Source organism: Nocardioides lijunqiniae (assembly GCF_015024225.1).
GTDB lineage: Bacteria > Actinomycetota > Actinomycetes > Propionibacteriales > Nocardioidaceae > Nocardioides > Nocardioides lijunqiniae.
The window spans coordinates 17,839-30,787 of sequence record NZ_JACJGM010000036.1 but is presented as its reverse complement, the minus strand read 5'-3'; the positions used below and the strand labels follow the sequence as shown (position 1 = coordinate 30,787).

Sequence of the window (12,949 nt, the reverse complement as noted above, 5' to 3'; positions counted from 1 at the left end):
CGGCCCCGCCCCGACATCAGGCCTAGCGCCGGCGCCGTACGACGTACGCGGCGCCGCCGCCGCGCCGGTCCGGCTCGGCGACCGCGACCATCCGGCCGCCGCGCAGGAAGCGGATCGCGGTCGCCGCGCCGATGTCGGAGGCGCTGGTGAGCCCGTCGCCGGACGGCACCAGGTCGTGCCCGTAGGTGCCCTCGAGCAGGGAGCCGTACCTGGCGATGAAGTCGGGCTCGGCGGTGACCGTCGCGGTGTTGCGCTGCGAGGCGCGCGGCGCCGCGATCGCGGCCGGCAGCCCCATCCCGCGGTCGAGGTGGTTGACCAGCATCTGCAGGACGGTGGTGATGATGGTCGAGCCGCCGGGGGAGCCCAGGGCGAGGTAGGGACGCCCGTTCTTCAGCACGATCGTGGGCGACATCGAGGAGCGGGGCCGCTTGCCCGGCTGGATCCGGTTGGGGTCGGCCGCGTCGTAGACGGTCGAGAAGTCCGTCAGCTCGTTGTTGAGCAGGAAGCCCCTGCCGGGCACGACGATGCCGGAGCCGCCGGTCTGCTCGATCGTGAGGGTGTACTCCACGACGTTGCCCCAGCGGTCGGCCACGGTCAGGTTGGTCGTCGAGATGTTCTCGGTGTCCGCCTCGACGGCTCCGTCCTTGACCGGCCCGCACACGCCGTCGTAGCTGCGCACGTCGCCGGCGGCGGTCGGCTTGGCGATGGCGGTGCCGCCGATCGCGCACGCGCGCTCGGCGGCGAACCGGTCGCTCAGCAGGCGGGCGAGCGGCACCTTCACGCGCCTGGGGTCGCCGACGTACTTGCCGCGGTCGGCGAACGCCAGCGCGCTCGCCTCGAGGTAGTGGTGCAGGGCCTTGGCGTCGTCCATCTTGCGCAGGTTGAAGCGCTCGAGGATGTTCAGCGCCTCGCCGACCGTGGACCCGCCGCTGGAGGACGGCGCCATGCCGAAGACGTCGTAGCCGCGGTAGCGCACCTTGGTGGGGCGCTGCTCGCGCACGCGGTAGTCACGCAGGTCGCGGACCGACAGGGACCCGCGCGGCACGGGGAGGGTGGTGCTGGGGCTCTTCGGCGGACGCTGCACGGTCCGGGCGATCTGGCGCGCCAGGGGACCGCGGTAGAAGCCGTCGCGCACGCCGAGGCGCGCGAGCCGCTCCAGCGTCCGAGCGAGGTCGGGGTTGCGGAACGTCGAGCCGACGCGGGGCAGACGGCCCTTCGGCAGGAACAGCCGGCGGGTGGCGGGGAACGCCTGGAACCGCTCGCGGTTGTCCTCGGTCTGCTGGCGGAACGTGCCGTCGACGCGGAAGCCCTGCCGGGCCAGCCGGATGGAGGGCGCCAGCGTCCTCGTCAGGGACCAGGTGCCCCACTTGCGCAGGGCGCGCTGCCAGGTGGCGGGGGTGCCGGGGGTGCCGACCGAGACGCCGCTGGTCACCAGCTCGGGGGTGAACGGGTAGGGGTCGCCGGTGGCAGGGTCGATGAAGGCGTCACGACGCATCGCGCGCGGCGCGGTCTCGCGGCCGTCGATGGTCTGCACCCGCTTGGTGCGGGCGTCGTAGTGGACGAAGTAGCCGCCGCCTCCCACGCCCGCGCTGTAGGGCTCGGTCACGCCGAGCGCCGAGGCCATGGCGACCGCCGCGTCGGTCGCGTTGCCGCCACGCCGCAGGACGGCCAGGCCGACCTTGCTGGCGTAGGGGTCGACGCTGGACACCGCGCCGCCGTATCCGCGGCTGGTCGCCGTCTTCGCCGGGGGGCGCACCGGCGGGTGCACGCTCGTGCGGGCGTCCTGGCCGCGCTCGGCCGCCGGGTCGTCCGACAACGCGGTGGCCTGGCCGGTCGAGGTGGCGGCGAGGCCGGCGGCGAGCGCGAACGCGGAGAGCGCGGCCGTGGACCGGGACAGGGGACGGTGGAGCGGGCGGTTCATCGAGGTGCCTCCCGAGTGAGGGTGTCCGGCGTGGATGCTGGTCGGTGCCCCACCCTGCCTCCCGCATGCGGGGCTGTCGAGCGCCGCGCCGACCCGTGAGCCCTAGGATCGGCGCGTGGGAATCCAGATCACGCCGAGCATCCTCAACGCCGACTTCGCCAGGCTCGGCGAGGAGGTGTCACGCATCCCGGGCGCCGACTGGGTGCACGTGGACGTGATGGACAACCACTTCGTCCCCAACCTCACGCTGGGCCCGACCATGGTGGAGGCGCTGGCCCGCTCCACCGACCTCCCGATCGACGCCCACCTGATGATCGAGGACGCCGACCGCAACGCCGCGGCGTACGTCGAGGCCGGTGCCGCGTCGGTCACCTTCCACGTCGAGGCCGCGAAGGCCCCGGTGCGGCTCGCCCGCGAGATCCGTGCGGGCGGCGCCCGGGCCAGCATGGCGCTGCGGCCCGCCACCCCGATCGAGCCCTACGAGGAGCTGCTCCCCGAGCTCGACATGCTCCTCATCATGACCGTCGAGCCCGGCTTCGGAGGCCAGAGGTTCCTGGACCTGTGCCTGCCCAAGATCCGCGCCGCCCGGGCCATGCTCGACCGGCACGGCATCGAGACCTGGCTCCAGGTCGACGGCGGTGTCTCCCTCGAGACCATCGAGCGCTGCGCCGAGGCCGGCGCCGACACCTTCGTCGCCGGCTCGGCCGTCTACTCCGCGGACGACCCCGACCGCATGGTGGCCGAGCTGCGCGCCGCGGCGGAGGCCGTCCGCGCCTGAGCGGCAGGATTACCAGCAGATGCTGAAAAGCCTGACGTTCTGGGGCCAAACAACGGCCCAGAACGTCAGGGAAAGGCCCAGAACCTCCGCCGAGGTCCGGCCCTGGCCGGCGTTCGCGGCGGGCTGCAGTCGGCCCGACTGCCGATGCTGGTGCCCGGTCCCTAGGGGACCGTCAGGCGTGCCGGCCGATCGTGTCCAGCTCGCGCAGGTCGTCGGGGGAGAGGCTCAGCCCGGCGCCCACGACGTTCTCGCGCAGGTGGGCGGTCGAGGAGGTGCCGGGGATCAGCAGGATGTTGTGCGAGCGCTGGAGCAGCCAGGCGAGGGCGACCGACATCGGGGTGGCGTCCAGGCGGGCGGCCACCGTGGAGAGGGCGGCGGACTGCAGGGGGCTGAACCCGCCCAGCGGGAAGAACGGCACGTAGGCGACGCCCTGCTCGGCGAGGCGGTCGACGAGGGCGTCGTCGTGGCGGTGGGCGAGGTTGTACATGTTCTGCACGCACACGATCGGCGCGATCGACTGGGCCTCGGCGACCTGCTCGTCCGTGGCGTTGCTGACCCCGAGGTGGCGGACGAGTCCCTCCTGCTGCAGAACTGCCAGCGCCTCGAAGGCCGCGGCAAGCGATCCGGGCCGGGGGCCCTCGGCGTCGCCGAGGCGGAGGTTGACGACGTCAAGCACCTCGATCCCGAGGGTGTCGAGGTTCTCGTGGACGGCGCGCCGCAGGTCCTCGGGCTCCCGGGCGGTCGGCCAGCCACCCTGGGCGTCGCGCGTCGCGCCCACCTTGGTCACCAGGTGCAGCGACTCGGGATAGGGGTGGAGCGCCTCGCGGATCAGGCGGTTGGTGACGTGCGGCCCGTAGGCCTCGCTGGTGTCGATGTGGGTGATGCCCAGCTCGACGGCGTCCCGCAGGACCGCCAGCGCGCCGGCGTGGTCGGCAGGGGGACCCATGACCCACGGGCCGGCCAGCTGCATGGCGCCGTAGCCGAAGCGGGACACGGTCAGGTCGCCCAGCGACCAGGAGCCGCCGGGAAGGGTCTTCTCGGCGAGGGGGGCGTGCGACGTGTTCAAGGATGGAGCCTCTCGGTCTGGGTGGGCGTTCGCTCACCGGCCCTCTCACCATGGGAGAGTTGCTCACCATCGGGAAGTAGGCACTCGAGAGTGCGTTGGTCACCGGTGGCGGCCGACGGAGGGAGAGCGCGATGGCGACGACCACGGCGGCACAGAGGCGGGCACAGGCGAGGACCGAGTTCGACGCCTTCCTCGCGGTCTGTCCGAGCCGCCAGCTCCTGGACCGGGTCTCGGACAAGTGGGTGGGCCTGCTGCTGTGCGCCTTGGGCGGTGGCTCGTTCCCGCAGCCCTCGGCCGAGGAGGGCACACCCCGGGCGATGCGCTACTCCGAGCTCCTGCGCCAGGTCGCGGGCGTCAGCCCCAAGATGCTCACCCAGACGCTCCGCTCCCTGGAGCGTGACGGCCTCGTGACCCGTTCGGTCGTGGCGACCGTGCCGGTCACCGTCTCCTACGAGCTCACCGACCTCGGCCTGTCCCTGCACGTCACGATGCGTGCCCTCAAGGGCTGGGCGGAGACCCACGTGGCCGAGGTGCTGGAGCAGCGAGCGGCGTACGACGCGCGGCCGGTCGAGAAGATCACGTGATGAGCATCTCGACGCGTCGTCGCGCGGATGTGGCAGGCTTGTCCTCGACGAGCTAACCACTCGCGTGCTCTGGGGTCGGTGTAATTCCGAGCCGGCGGTGAACCGTTCGAGGCGTCCGCGCCTCGCTCGGCAGTCCGCGACCCGGTCACCGCCAGTGACCGGTTGACCAGGTGTGAGTCCTGGACCGACGGTGAAAGTCCGGATGGGAAGCGCACGCAGGTGACGTCGACGCACGAGCAGGTGGTGCGCCGGGCGTCGCCGTCCCCGGAGTCCGCGTACGGACCCGAGGGCAGGACATGACTTTCACGGCGGCCGAGCAGGCGGCGATGACGCGCGCGCTCGAGCTCGCGGCCACGCCCGCGGTGCCGATGGTCGCCGACACCCGACGCGTCGGGTGCGTGCTGCTCGCCGACGACGGCTCCACGGTGGCCGAGGGGCACCACCGCGGGCCCGGCACGCCGCACGCGGAGGCCGACGCGCTGGCCCGGGCCGGCGACGCCGCGCGCGGCACCACGGCGGTCGTGACGCTCGAGCCGTGCAACCACACCGGCCGCACCGGTCCGTGCACCGAGGCGCTGGTCGCGGCCGGGGTCCGGCGCGTGGTCTACGCCGAGACCGACGCCAACCCCGTCGCCGCTGGCGGACGGGCCCGGCTCGAGGCCGCGGGCATCGAGGTCGAGCCCGGCCTGATGGCGGCCGAGGCCGACGCGCTCGCCGCGGTCTACCGCCTCGCCCAGCGCGAGCAGCGCCCGTTCGTGACCTGGAAGTTCGCGACCACGCTCGACGGGCGCAGCGCCGCGGCCGACGGCACCTCGCGCTGGGTCTCCGGCACGGCGGCGCGCCGCGACACCCACCGCCTCCGCGCCAGGTGCGACGTGATGCTGGTCGGCGCCAACACCGTGGCCGTCGACCACCCGAGGCTCACCGTGCGCGACGACCACGACCAGCCGCTCGAGCAGCAGCCGCTGCGGGTGGTGATGGGGGAGCGCGACCTCCCGGACCACGGCCTCGACCTCCAGCTGCGCACCCGCGACCCGCACGCGGCGCTGGCCGAGCTCTTCGCCCTCGACCGTCAGCACGTCTTCCTGGAGGGCGGACCGACGCTGGCGGCGGCGTTCCTGACGGCGGGGCTGGTCGACGAGATCGTGGCCTACGTCGCCCCGGTGCTGCTCGGCTCCGGCCGGGCGGCCGTCGCCGACCTCGGAATCACCACCATCGCCGGGGCGTTGCGTCCCCGGGTCACCGACGTCACCGTCCTGCCCGGCGTCGAGGGCGAGGAGCCCAACGTCCGGATCACCATGACCCCTACGACACCCACCATGACCCCGCAAGGAGCCTGACATGTTCACCGGAATCGTCGAGGAGCTCGGCACCGTCAGCGCCGTCGAGGACCAGGGCGACGCGATCCGCCTCACCGTGGCGGCCACCACCGTCCTCAGCGACGCCGGGCTCGGCGACTCGATCTCCGTCAACGGCTGCTGCCTGACGGTCGTCTCGCACGACGGCGTGGAGTGGACCGCCGACGTGATGCAGGAGACCCTCGACAAGACCAGCCTGCAGGGCGTCCGCCCCGGCGACCGGGTCAACCTCGAGCGTGCCGTGACGGCGGACAAGCGGCTCGGCGGCCACATCGTCCAGGGTCACGTGGACGGGGTGGGTCACGTCGTCAGCCGCACGCCCAGCGAGCACTGGGAGGTCGTGGAGATCTCGATGCCGCCGCAGCTCTCGCGCTACCTCGTGGACAAGGGCTCGATCACCGTCGACGGCGTCAGCCTCACCGTGGTCGAGGCGGGCGAGGAGACGTTCACGGTCAGCCTGATCCCCGAGACCCTGGCCCGCACCACCCTGGGCTCCCGGCAGCCCGGTGACCGGGTCAACCTCGAGGTCGACATCATCGCCAAGCACGTCGAGAGGGTCCTGGCGGCCTACCAGCAGACCTCCACCGGACACCCGCAGCACAGCAAGGAGCAGTCATGAGCGAGCACCAGCACGCGTCGGTACGCCTGGACACCATCGAGCGCGCGATCGCCGACATCGCGGCCGGCAAGGCGGTCGTCGTCGTGGACGACGAGGGCCGCGAGAACGAGGGCGACATCATCTTCGCCGCGAGCAAGGCCACCCCGGAGCTGATGGCGTTCACGATCCGCTACTCCAGCGGCGTCATCTGCGTCCCGATGCCCGCCGACATGCTCGACCGCCTCGAGATCCCCCTGATGACCCCGCACAACAAGGACAAGCTGCGCACGGCGTACACGATCTCGGTCGACGCGCGCGACGGCGTCAGCACCGGCATCTCGGCCGCCGACCGCGCCCACACGGCCCGGGTGCTCGCCGACTCCGCCACCGAGCCCTGGGAGATCACCCGGCCCGGCCACGTCTTCCCGCTGCGCTACCGCGAGGGCGGGGTCCTCGTGCGCCGGGGCCACACCGAGGCCGCGGTCGACCTCGCCACGCTCGCCGGGCTCACCCCCGCCGGCGTCCTCGTGGAGGTCGTCAACGACGACGGCACCATGAAGCGCGCGCCCGAGCTGCGCGCCTTCGCCGACGAGCACGGGCTCGCGATGATCTCCATCGACGACCTCGTGCGCTACCGGCGCCGCCACGAGAACCTCGTGGAGCGCGTCGCGGAGACCCGGCTGCCCACCCGGCACGGCGACTTCACGGCCTACGGCTACCGGATCACCGTCGACGGCAGCGAGCACATCGCGCTGGTCCACGGCGACGTCGGCGGCTCCGAGCCGGTCCTGACCCGGGTCCACTCCGAGTGCCTGACGGGCGACGTGTTCGGCAGCGACCGGTGCGACTGCGGACCGCAGCTCGACGAGGCGCTCGACCGCATCGTGGCCGAGGGCCGCGGCGTGGTGGTCTACCTGCGCGGCCACGAGGGGCGCGGCATCGGCCTGGTCGCCAAGCTGCAGGCCTACCAGCTGCAGGACGGCGGCCGTGACACCGTGGACGCCAACCTCGACCTCGGGCTGCCGGCCGACGCGCGCCACTACGGCACCGCCACGCAGGTCCTGCGCGACCTCAAGATCGAGAGCGTGCGGCTGATGACCAACAACCCCGACAAGGTGACGAACCTCGAGGAGTTCGGCATCCGCGTCGCCGAGCGGGTCCCGCTCACCCCGCACCCCAACGACCACAACCTCGCCTACCTGCTGACCAAGCGCGACCGCATGGGCCACCACCTGCCCGACCTCGACCAAGGAGCCATCTGATGAGCGGCCACGGAGCACCCACCCACCAGCCCGTCGACTGCCACGACCTGCGGGTCGCGGTCGTCGCCGCCAGCTGGCACACCCAGGTCATGGACGGCCTCATCGCCGGCGCCGAGCGGGCCCTGAGCGACCACGCGGTCGAGGCCCCGGTCGTCGTCCGCGTGCCGGGCACCTTCGAGCTGCCCGTCGTGGCCTCGGCGCTGGCCGCGCAGGGCTACGACGCCGTCGTCGCGCTCGGCGTCGTCATCCGCGGCGGCACCCCGCACTTCGACTACGTCTGCAACGCCGCGACCGACGGACTCGGCCGCGTGGCGCTGGACCACCAGACCGCCGTCGGCTTCGGCGTGCTCACCTGCGACACCGAGCAGCAGGCCCTGGACCGCGCCGGCCTCGAGGGCTCGTCGGAGGACAAGGGCTACGAGGCCACGTCGGCCGCGCTCCTGACGGCGCAGACCCTCAAGCGGGTCCGTCGCGGCTACGACAGCTAGATCCCCCCTGGGGTCGAGGAAGGCGCCCCGGCGCCCGTCTCGAAACCCCTCCGCCGTCGGGCCCGACCGACCCCTGACCGTAGGCTGAGGCCCGTGAAGACGTTCGACGAGCTCTGGGCCGAGCTGAGCGACAAGGCCCGCACGCGACCGGCGGGCTCCGGCACCGTGCAGGAGCTCGACGCGGGGGTGCATGCCATCGGCAAGAAGCTGGTCGAGGAGGCCGCCGAGTCCTGGATGGCCGCCGAGCACGAGGGCAAGGAGCGCACGGCCGAGGAGATCAGCCAGCTGCTCTACCACGCCCAGGTGCTGATGCTGGCCAGCGGCATCGAGCTCGACGACGTCTACGCCCACCTCTGACCAGGAGCCCCGTCACCCCATGTCCCTCTTGAGAGTGGCGGTCCCCAACAAGGGGTCGCTGTCCCAGTCCGCGTCCGACATCCTGCGCGAGTCCGGCTACCGCCAGCGCTCGGACTCCAAGGAGCTGTCGCTGACCGACGCCGAGAACGGCGTCGAGTTCTTCTACCTGCGCCCGCGCGACATCGCCCTCTACGTCGGCGAGGGCACCCTCGACGTCGGCATCACCGGGCGCGACCTGCTGCTCGACTCCGGTGCGAGCGCGGTCGAGTCCCTCGACCTGGGCTTCGGCCGCAGCACCTTCCGCTTCGCCGGGCCGGCCGGGCGCTACTCCGACCTCGCCCAGCTGGCCGGCACCCGCATCGCCACGTCGTACGTCGGCATCGTGGAGGCGTTCCTGGCCGAGCGCGGCATCGAGGCCAGCGTCACCCGCCTCGACGGCGCGGTCGAGAGCAGCATCCAGCTCGGCGTGGCCGACGTCATCGCCGACGTCGTCGAGACCGGCAGCACGCTGCGCCACGCGGGCCTGGAGACGTTCGGCGAGCCGATCCTGCAGTCCGAGGCCGTGCTCATCACCCGCCAGGGCGACGTGCCCGAGGGCTTCGAGATCTTCAAGCGCCGGGTCGACGGCGTCCTCACCGCGCGGAGCTTCGTGATGATGGACTACGACATCGAGGAGCGCCACGTCACCGCCGCGGTCGCCCTGACCCCCGGCATCGAGGGCCCCACGATCTCGCCGCTGCATCGCGAGGGCTGGGTGGCCGTGCGGGCCATGGTCCCGCGCGCCGGCGCCCAGCGCCTGATGGACGAGCTGTGGAGCATCGGCGCTCGCGGCATCCTCACCACGGACATCCATGCCTGCCGGCTCTGAGCCTGCCGGGCTCCGGCTGCCACGGACCTGGCGACCGCTGGGCCCCCGGATCGCGGGCGCCGTCGCAGCCGGCGTCCTGGTCCTGATGATGGTCTTCCTCTGGATCGGCTTCGACGACCAGACCCGGGCGTCGGTCACGCCGTTCCAGCGGGGCACCGTCGTCGCCCTGGGCCTGCTGATCGGGTCGGCCATCCTCGCGCTGGCGCGCTGCCGGGCGGTCGCCAGCCAGGACGGGCTGCTCGTGGTCAACGGCTACCGCAGCCGCACCTACGGCTGGGCGCAGATCATCGCCGTGCGCATGCCTCCGGGGGCGCCCTGGGTGACGCTCGACCTCACCGACGGCACGACCGCCTCCGTCATGGCGATCCAGAGCTCCGACGGCCAGCGCGCCCGCGTCGCCGTCCGGGAGCTGCGGGCGCTAGTCGACCGCCCGGATGCCCCACGAGACCGATAGCTCGTCGCCCACGTCACCCGTGGGCTCCAGCGTGACGAGGTCCTGGCCGGAGCGGAACGCGTCGGCGTCGGCGGTCATGGGCTCCACGGCCAGCGAGCGACGGGCCGTGGCCGCGACGTCGTCGGCGGAGTAGAGCAGCAGCCACGGCACGTGCTCGTCGACCCACAGCGCCACGGCGTGCCCGGTGGCCGGGTCGCGCAGCACGGTGGTCGCCGTGCCGTCGTCGTCGCGGGCCAGGTCGGTGAAGGTGTTGTTGAGGACGGTCGACCCGAGCGGCCGCGGCACCCGGAAGTCGTACGGCGTGCCGTCGACGTCCTCGCGGCCCACGGGCAGCAGCCGGTCGTCGGTGATGCTGCGGGTCGAGGCCGGGAGGGTCAGCTCCCAGGTGTCCACCGGGCCCGGCCCGACGGTGAGGTAGGGGTGCGCGCCGCACGCGTAGGGCGCCGGCGCCGGTGACATGTTGGTCGCCGTCTGGGTCACCGTGAGCCCGTCGGCGGAGAGGTCGTAGACGACGTGCAGGTCGAGGGTCCACGGGTAGCCGGTCTGGGCCATCAGCCGGTACTGCAGCGACACCGAGTGCGGCGTGTGCTCCTCCAGCGTCCACGCGACCCAGCGGGCCAGGCCGTGGGAGGCGTTGTGCCGCTTCGGCTCGGTCAGGGCGAGCTGGTGCTCGGTGCCCCCGAACTCGTAGCGCCCGTCGCGGATCCGGTTGGGCCACGGCATCAGCAGCTGGCCGCGCCCCCCGGCGGACATCTCGTCCTCGGCGAACCCGTCCACGAGCGCCCGGGCGCCGTAGGTCAGCTCGCGCAGCGCGCCCCCGCTCTCGGTGACGACCGCGCGGTAGCCGCCCCCCTCGATCTCGAACTGCTCCCCGCTCGGCGCCACCATGAGCACACCCTAGGACCTGGGCTCCTACTCGAAGCCGTAGACCTCGCGGACGCCGTCCCAGTAGCCGGTGGTGAGGGCGGCCGTGGTGGCGGCGTCGGCGCGCAGCTCCGGTGGGAGCGCGACCTGGCACTCGTCGCCGACGCAGTTGCGGGTGCGCCACCAGACCTCCAGCAGGCTGCGCCGTACGGCGGCGTAGGCGGGGGAGTCGTTCACGTTCTCCATCTGCAGCGGGTCGCGCTGCAGGTCGTAGAGCTCGTCCTCGTTGGTCGCGCTGCGGATGTAGGAGTAGCGCGCCGTGCGCACGCCGATCGAGGTGCGCGGGCCGCGGAAGCCGCGCGGGCGCGGGCCCAGCCGACCGGTGTTGGTGGCCTCGTTCAGCACCGGCGTCACCCAGCCCTGGTCGCCGCGTCGCATCGTCGTGAGGCGGCTGGTGCCGTCGGCAGGGTACGGCGGCTCGGCGTCGGCCAGGTCGAGGATGGAGGCCGAGATGTCGATGGTCGTGATCGGGTCGTCGCGGTCGGCGCGCTGCCGCATCCCGGGCCCCGTCATGACGAACGGCACCCGCAGCGACGGCTCGTGGGCGCGCACCTTGCCGCCGCGCCGGCGGTGCTCGCCGAGGTAGAAGCCGTTGTCGGAGGTGAACATGAAGACCGTGTCGTCCCACTCGCCGCTGCGCTCGAGCTCCTCGATCAGCCGCTTCACCTGGCCGTCCATGACGAAGATGGACTCGGCGCGCTGGCGCGTCGACTCGGCGATCGCCTCGCGCAGCTGCTCGTCCGGCTCCTCGTCCTCGCTGAACGCGCGCGGCTTGTCGGAGATGTCGGCCTCGCTCGGCCCGCCGTCCTTGGGCATGCCGGCGCCGCGGGTGATCAGGTCGTCGAACCGACCGCGCACCGCCTTCGTCACGGCGGGCGTCCCCACGTCCAGGTACGACGCCGGGTCGTCGTCCTCGATCGGCCCGCCGCTGTGCGGGGCGACGTAGTTGACCATCATGAAGAACGGGTTGTCCTGCGCCGCGAACCGCTGCGCCATCTCGACGGAGAAGTCGCCGATGACGTCGGTGTTGTAGTCACCCTTGTAGCGGTTGTCGACCTTGCCGTTCACGTTGAACGGCGTGTCGCGGTAGTCGTAGGTGCTGCCGTGGACGCCGACGCCCTCGACGCGGTCGATCGAGGCGCGCCAGTCGGTCCAGCCCTCGGGGACGTAGCGGTAGGACGGCTCGCCGCTCACCTTGGAGGTGGCCGGACCGTAGCGGTTGAGGTACTTGCCGATGTAGCCGGTCTCGTAGCCGGCGGCCTGGAGGGACGTGGCGATCGTCCTGGAGTCGTCGAAGGCGCCGTAGCCGTAGGGCTCCTCGTGCCAGTAGACGCGGTGGTTGTGCGCGTAGCGCCCGGTGAGGAACGACGTGCGCGCGGGGCAGCACAGGGGATAGGGCGAGAAGGAGTTGCGGAACGTCAGCCCGTGCTCCCCGACGAGCCGGCGCAGCGAGGGCATGAAGAGCAGGTCGTCGGCGCGCATGTCGTCGGCCATGACCACGACGACGTTGGGGCCCGTGGCGCCGTCGAACGCCGCGCCGTTGCCGGTGGTGAGCGGGAAGTCGGCGTCGGTCGGCTCGTCGTCGCGACCCGTCCACACCAGCAGGGCGACGACGAGCGCGACCGCGACGGTCACGCACACGGCCAGCCGTCGGGCCGTCGAGGAAGTCACGGTCACAACCTAAGTGACGCTGATCGGTCGAGTTTGGTTGCCCCGCCGCCGCCACCCGAGGGGCATGTCACGCGGGCAGGGGAGCGCTCCGCCCGGTCCCGTCGACGAGCAGGTCGGCCCGCGCCCGGGTGCCCTGCTCGGCGAAGTGCTCGGCCTCGGCGACCATCCAGCTCCGCCACTGCTCCTCGAGCTCGGGACCGTCGCGCTCCAGGCCGCGGTGCAGCCGCAGCCCGTCGGGGGCCTGCACCCACACCAACGTCGTGCACAGCACATCGTGCGCGCGCGAGCCGGAGCCCACGCCCTCGAGGACCAGGAGGGGCGACGGGGCGACGGTGACGGTCTCGGCGTACTCCTCGCGCAGCCAGTCGTAGCGCCGGTAGGTGCCGGGCTCGTCCCTCGAGAGCGGCAGCAGGAGCCCGTCGAGCTGGGCGCCCACGCGGGGCAGGCCCTGCCAGCCGTCGTAGAGGTCGTCCATGTGCACGACGGGCGCGCCGGCCAAGTCCGCGAGCGCCGCGGCCAGCGTGGTCTTGCCGGAGCCGGCCGGGCCGTCCACGCACACCAGGCGCCCTGCGCCCAGCGACGGCGCGCGCTCCATCGTCAGGTCGTGGACCCGGCGCGCT

General features: G+C 72.8%; 14 protein-coding genes and 1 riboswitch. Of the genes, 9 read left to right on the top strand and 5 right to left on the bottom strand.

Features of this window, described 5'->3' with window-relative positions; translation table 11 throughout:
- Positions 1-22: 22 nt before the first annotated feature.
- Positions 23-1,921, bottom strand: a complete 1,899-nt coding sequence (ggt, locus tag IRQ30_RS19060) for a gamma-glutamyltransferase (protein WP_193614531.1) — start codon at positions 1,919-1,921, stop codon at positions 23-25.
- A gap of 115 nt (positions 1,922-2,036) precedes the next feature.
- Between ggt and rpe the strand changes: the two genes are divergently transcribed.
- On the top strand, positions 2,037-2,699 hold the full coding sequence (gene rpe, locus IRQ30_RS19055) for a ribulose-phosphate 3-epimerase (protein ID WP_193614530.1): 663 nt from the start codon (positions 2,037-2,039) through the stop codon (positions 2,697-2,699).
- A gap of 172 nt (positions 2,700-2,871) precedes the next feature.
- Here the strand turns inward: rpe and IRQ30_RS19050 are convergent, their stop codons facing one another.
- Positions 2,872-3,765: an aldo/keto reductase family oxidoreductase gene (locus tag IRQ30_RS19050; RefSeq protein ID WP_193614529.1), complete on the bottom strand. Its 894-nt coding sequence runs from the start codon at positions 3,763-3,765 to the stop codon at positions 2,872-2,874.
- A 131-nt stretch (positions 3,766-3,896) separates the two neighbouring features.
- Here IRQ30_RS19050 and IRQ30_RS19045 point away from each other — a divergent pair, with 131 nt between their 5' ends.
- From IRQ30_RS19045 to IRQ30_RS19010, 8 genes are all read left to right on the top strand, one after another.
- Complete coding sequence (locus IRQ30_RS19045; protein ID WP_193614528.1) at positions 3,897-4,349, top strand: winged helix-turn-helix transcriptional regulator; 453 nt, start codon at positions 3,897-3,899, stop codon at positions 4,347-4,349.
- Positions 4,350-4,409: 60 nt separating this feature from the next.
- Positions 4,410-4,568: riboswitch (FMN riboswitch) on the top strand.
- Between the two features lie 77 nt (positions 4,569-4,645).
- Positions 4,646-5,689, top strand: a complete 1,044-nt coding sequence (ribD, locus tag IRQ30_RS19040; RefSeq protein ID WP_227467828.1) for a bifunctional diaminohydroxyphosphoribosylaminopyrimidine deaminase/5-amino-6-(5-phosphoribosylamino)uracil reductase RibD — start codon at positions 4,646-4,648, stop codon at positions 5,687-5,689.
- Position 5,690: 1 nt separating this feature from the next.
- Positions 5,691-6,326: a riboflavin synthase gene (locus tag IRQ30_RS19035; RefSeq protein ID WP_193614527.1), complete on the top strand. Its 636-nt coding sequence runs from the start codon at positions 5,691-5,693 to the stop codon at positions 6,324-6,326.
- Complete coding sequence (locus tag IRQ30_RS19030) at positions 6,323-7,567, top strand: bifunctional 3,4-dihydroxy-2-butanone-4-phosphate synthase/GTP cyclohydrolase II (RefSeq protein ID WP_193614526.1); 1,245 nt, start codon at positions 6,323-6,325, stop codon at positions 7,565-7,567. Before IRQ30_RS19035 ends, IRQ30_RS19030 begins: the two co-directional genes overlap by 4 nt.
- Positions 7,567-8,055, top strand: a complete 489-nt coding sequence (ribH, locus tag IRQ30_RS19025) for a 6,7-dimethyl-8-ribityllumazine synthase (protein ID WP_193614525.1) — start codon at positions 7,567-7,569, stop codon at positions 8,053-8,055. The genes IRQ30_RS19030 and ribH overlap by 1 nt, the downstream gene beginning before the upstream one ends.
- Before the next feature lie 93 nt (positions 8,056-8,148).
- Positions 8,149-8,412, top strand: coding sequence for a phosphoribosyl-ATP diphosphatase (locus tag IRQ30_RS19020; protein ID WP_193609938.1), 264 nt, complete (start codon positions 8,149-8,151; stop codon positions 8,410-8,412).
- A gap of 19 nt (positions 8,413-8,431) precedes the next feature.
- Positions 8,432-9,280: an ATP phosphoribosyltransferase gene (gene hisG, locus IRQ30_RS19015; RefSeq protein ID WP_193614524.1), complete on the top strand. Its 849-nt coding sequence runs from the start codon at positions 8,432-8,434 to the stop codon at positions 9,278-9,280.
- Positions 9,264-9,734 carry a PH domain-containing protein gene (locus IRQ30_RS19010; protein WP_193614523.1) on the top strand — a complete coding sequence of 157 codons (471 nt, stop codon included), beginning with the start codon at positions 9,264-9,266 and terminating at the stop codon, positions 9,732-9,734. Before hisG ends, IRQ30_RS19010 begins: the two co-directional genes overlap by 17 nt.
- Here IRQ30_RS19010 and IRQ30_RS19005 read toward each other — a convergent pair.
- From IRQ30_RS19005 to IRQ30_RS18995, 3 genes are all read right to left on the bottom strand, one after another.
- Positions 9,699-10,622 carry an aldose 1-epimerase family protein gene (locus IRQ30_RS19005; protein ID WP_193614522.1) on the bottom strand — a complete coding sequence of 308 codons (924 nt, stop codon included), beginning with the start codon at positions 10,620-10,622 and terminating at the stop codon, positions 9,699-9,701. The genes IRQ30_RS19010 and IRQ30_RS19005 overlap by 36 nt on opposite strands.
- 24 nt (positions 10,623-10,646) lie before the next feature.
- Positions 10,647-12,329 (bottom strand): sulfatase-like hydrolase/transferase, encoded by a 1,683-nt coding sequence (locus IRQ30_RS19000; RefSeq protein ID WP_193614521.1) that lies wholly within the window; start codon positions 12,327-12,329, stop codon positions 10,647-10,649.
- 67 nt (positions 12,330-12,396) lie between these two features.
- A complete protein-coding gene (locus IRQ30_RS18995; protein ID WP_193614520.1) occupies positions 12,397-12,924 on the bottom strand; it encodes a nucleoside/nucleotide kinase family protein in 528 nt (175 codons plus the stop codon).
- Between the last annotated feature and the right edge of the window lie 25 nt (positions 12,925-12,949).

What these genes read in the sequence shown, in the direction of transcription:
- ggt (WP_193614531.1), bottom strand. Translation starts at nt 1,921, where the DNA reads ATGAACCGCCCGCTCCACCGTCCCCTGTCCCGGTCCACGGCCGCGCTC.
- IRQ30_RS19045 (WP_193614528.1), top strand. Translation starts at nt 3,897, where the DNA reads ATGGCGACGACCACGGCGGCACAGAGGCGGGCACAGGCGAGGACCGAG.
- ribD (WP_227467828.1), top strand. Translation starts at nt 4,646, where the DNA reads ATGACTTTCACGGCGGCCGAGCAGGCGGCGATGACGCGCGCGCTCGAG.
- IRQ30_RS19035 (WP_193614527.1), top strand. Translation starts at nt 5,691, where the DNA reads ATGTTCACCGGAATCGTCGAGGAGCTCGGCACCGTCAGCGCCGTCGAG.
- IRQ30_RS19030 (WP_193614526.1), top strand. Translation starts at nt 6,323, where the DNA reads ATGAGCGAGCACCAGCACGCGTCGGTACGCCTGGACACCATCGAGCGC.
- ribH (WP_193614525.1), top strand. Translation starts at nt 7,567, where the DNA reads ATGAGCGGCCACGGAGCACCCACCCACCAGCCCGTCGACTGCCACGAC.
- hisG (WP_193614524.1), top strand. Translation starts at nt 8,432, where the DNA reads ATGTCCCTCTTGAGAGTGGCGGTCCCCAACAAGGGGTCGCTGTCCCAG.
- IRQ30_RS19010 (WP_193614523.1), top strand. Translation starts at nt 9,264, where the DNA reads ATGCCTGCCGGCTCTGAGCCTGCCGGGCTCCGGCTGCCACGGACCTGG.
- IRQ30_RS19005 (WP_193614522.1), bottom strand. Translation starts at nt 10,622, where the DNA reads ATGGTGGCGCCGAGCGGGGAGCAGTTCGAGATCGAGGGGGGCGGCTAC.
- IRQ30_RS18995 (WP_193614520.1), bottom strand. Translation starts at nt 12,924, where the DNA reads ATGGAGCGCGCGCCGTCGCTGGGCGCAGGGCGCCTGGTGTGCGTGGAC.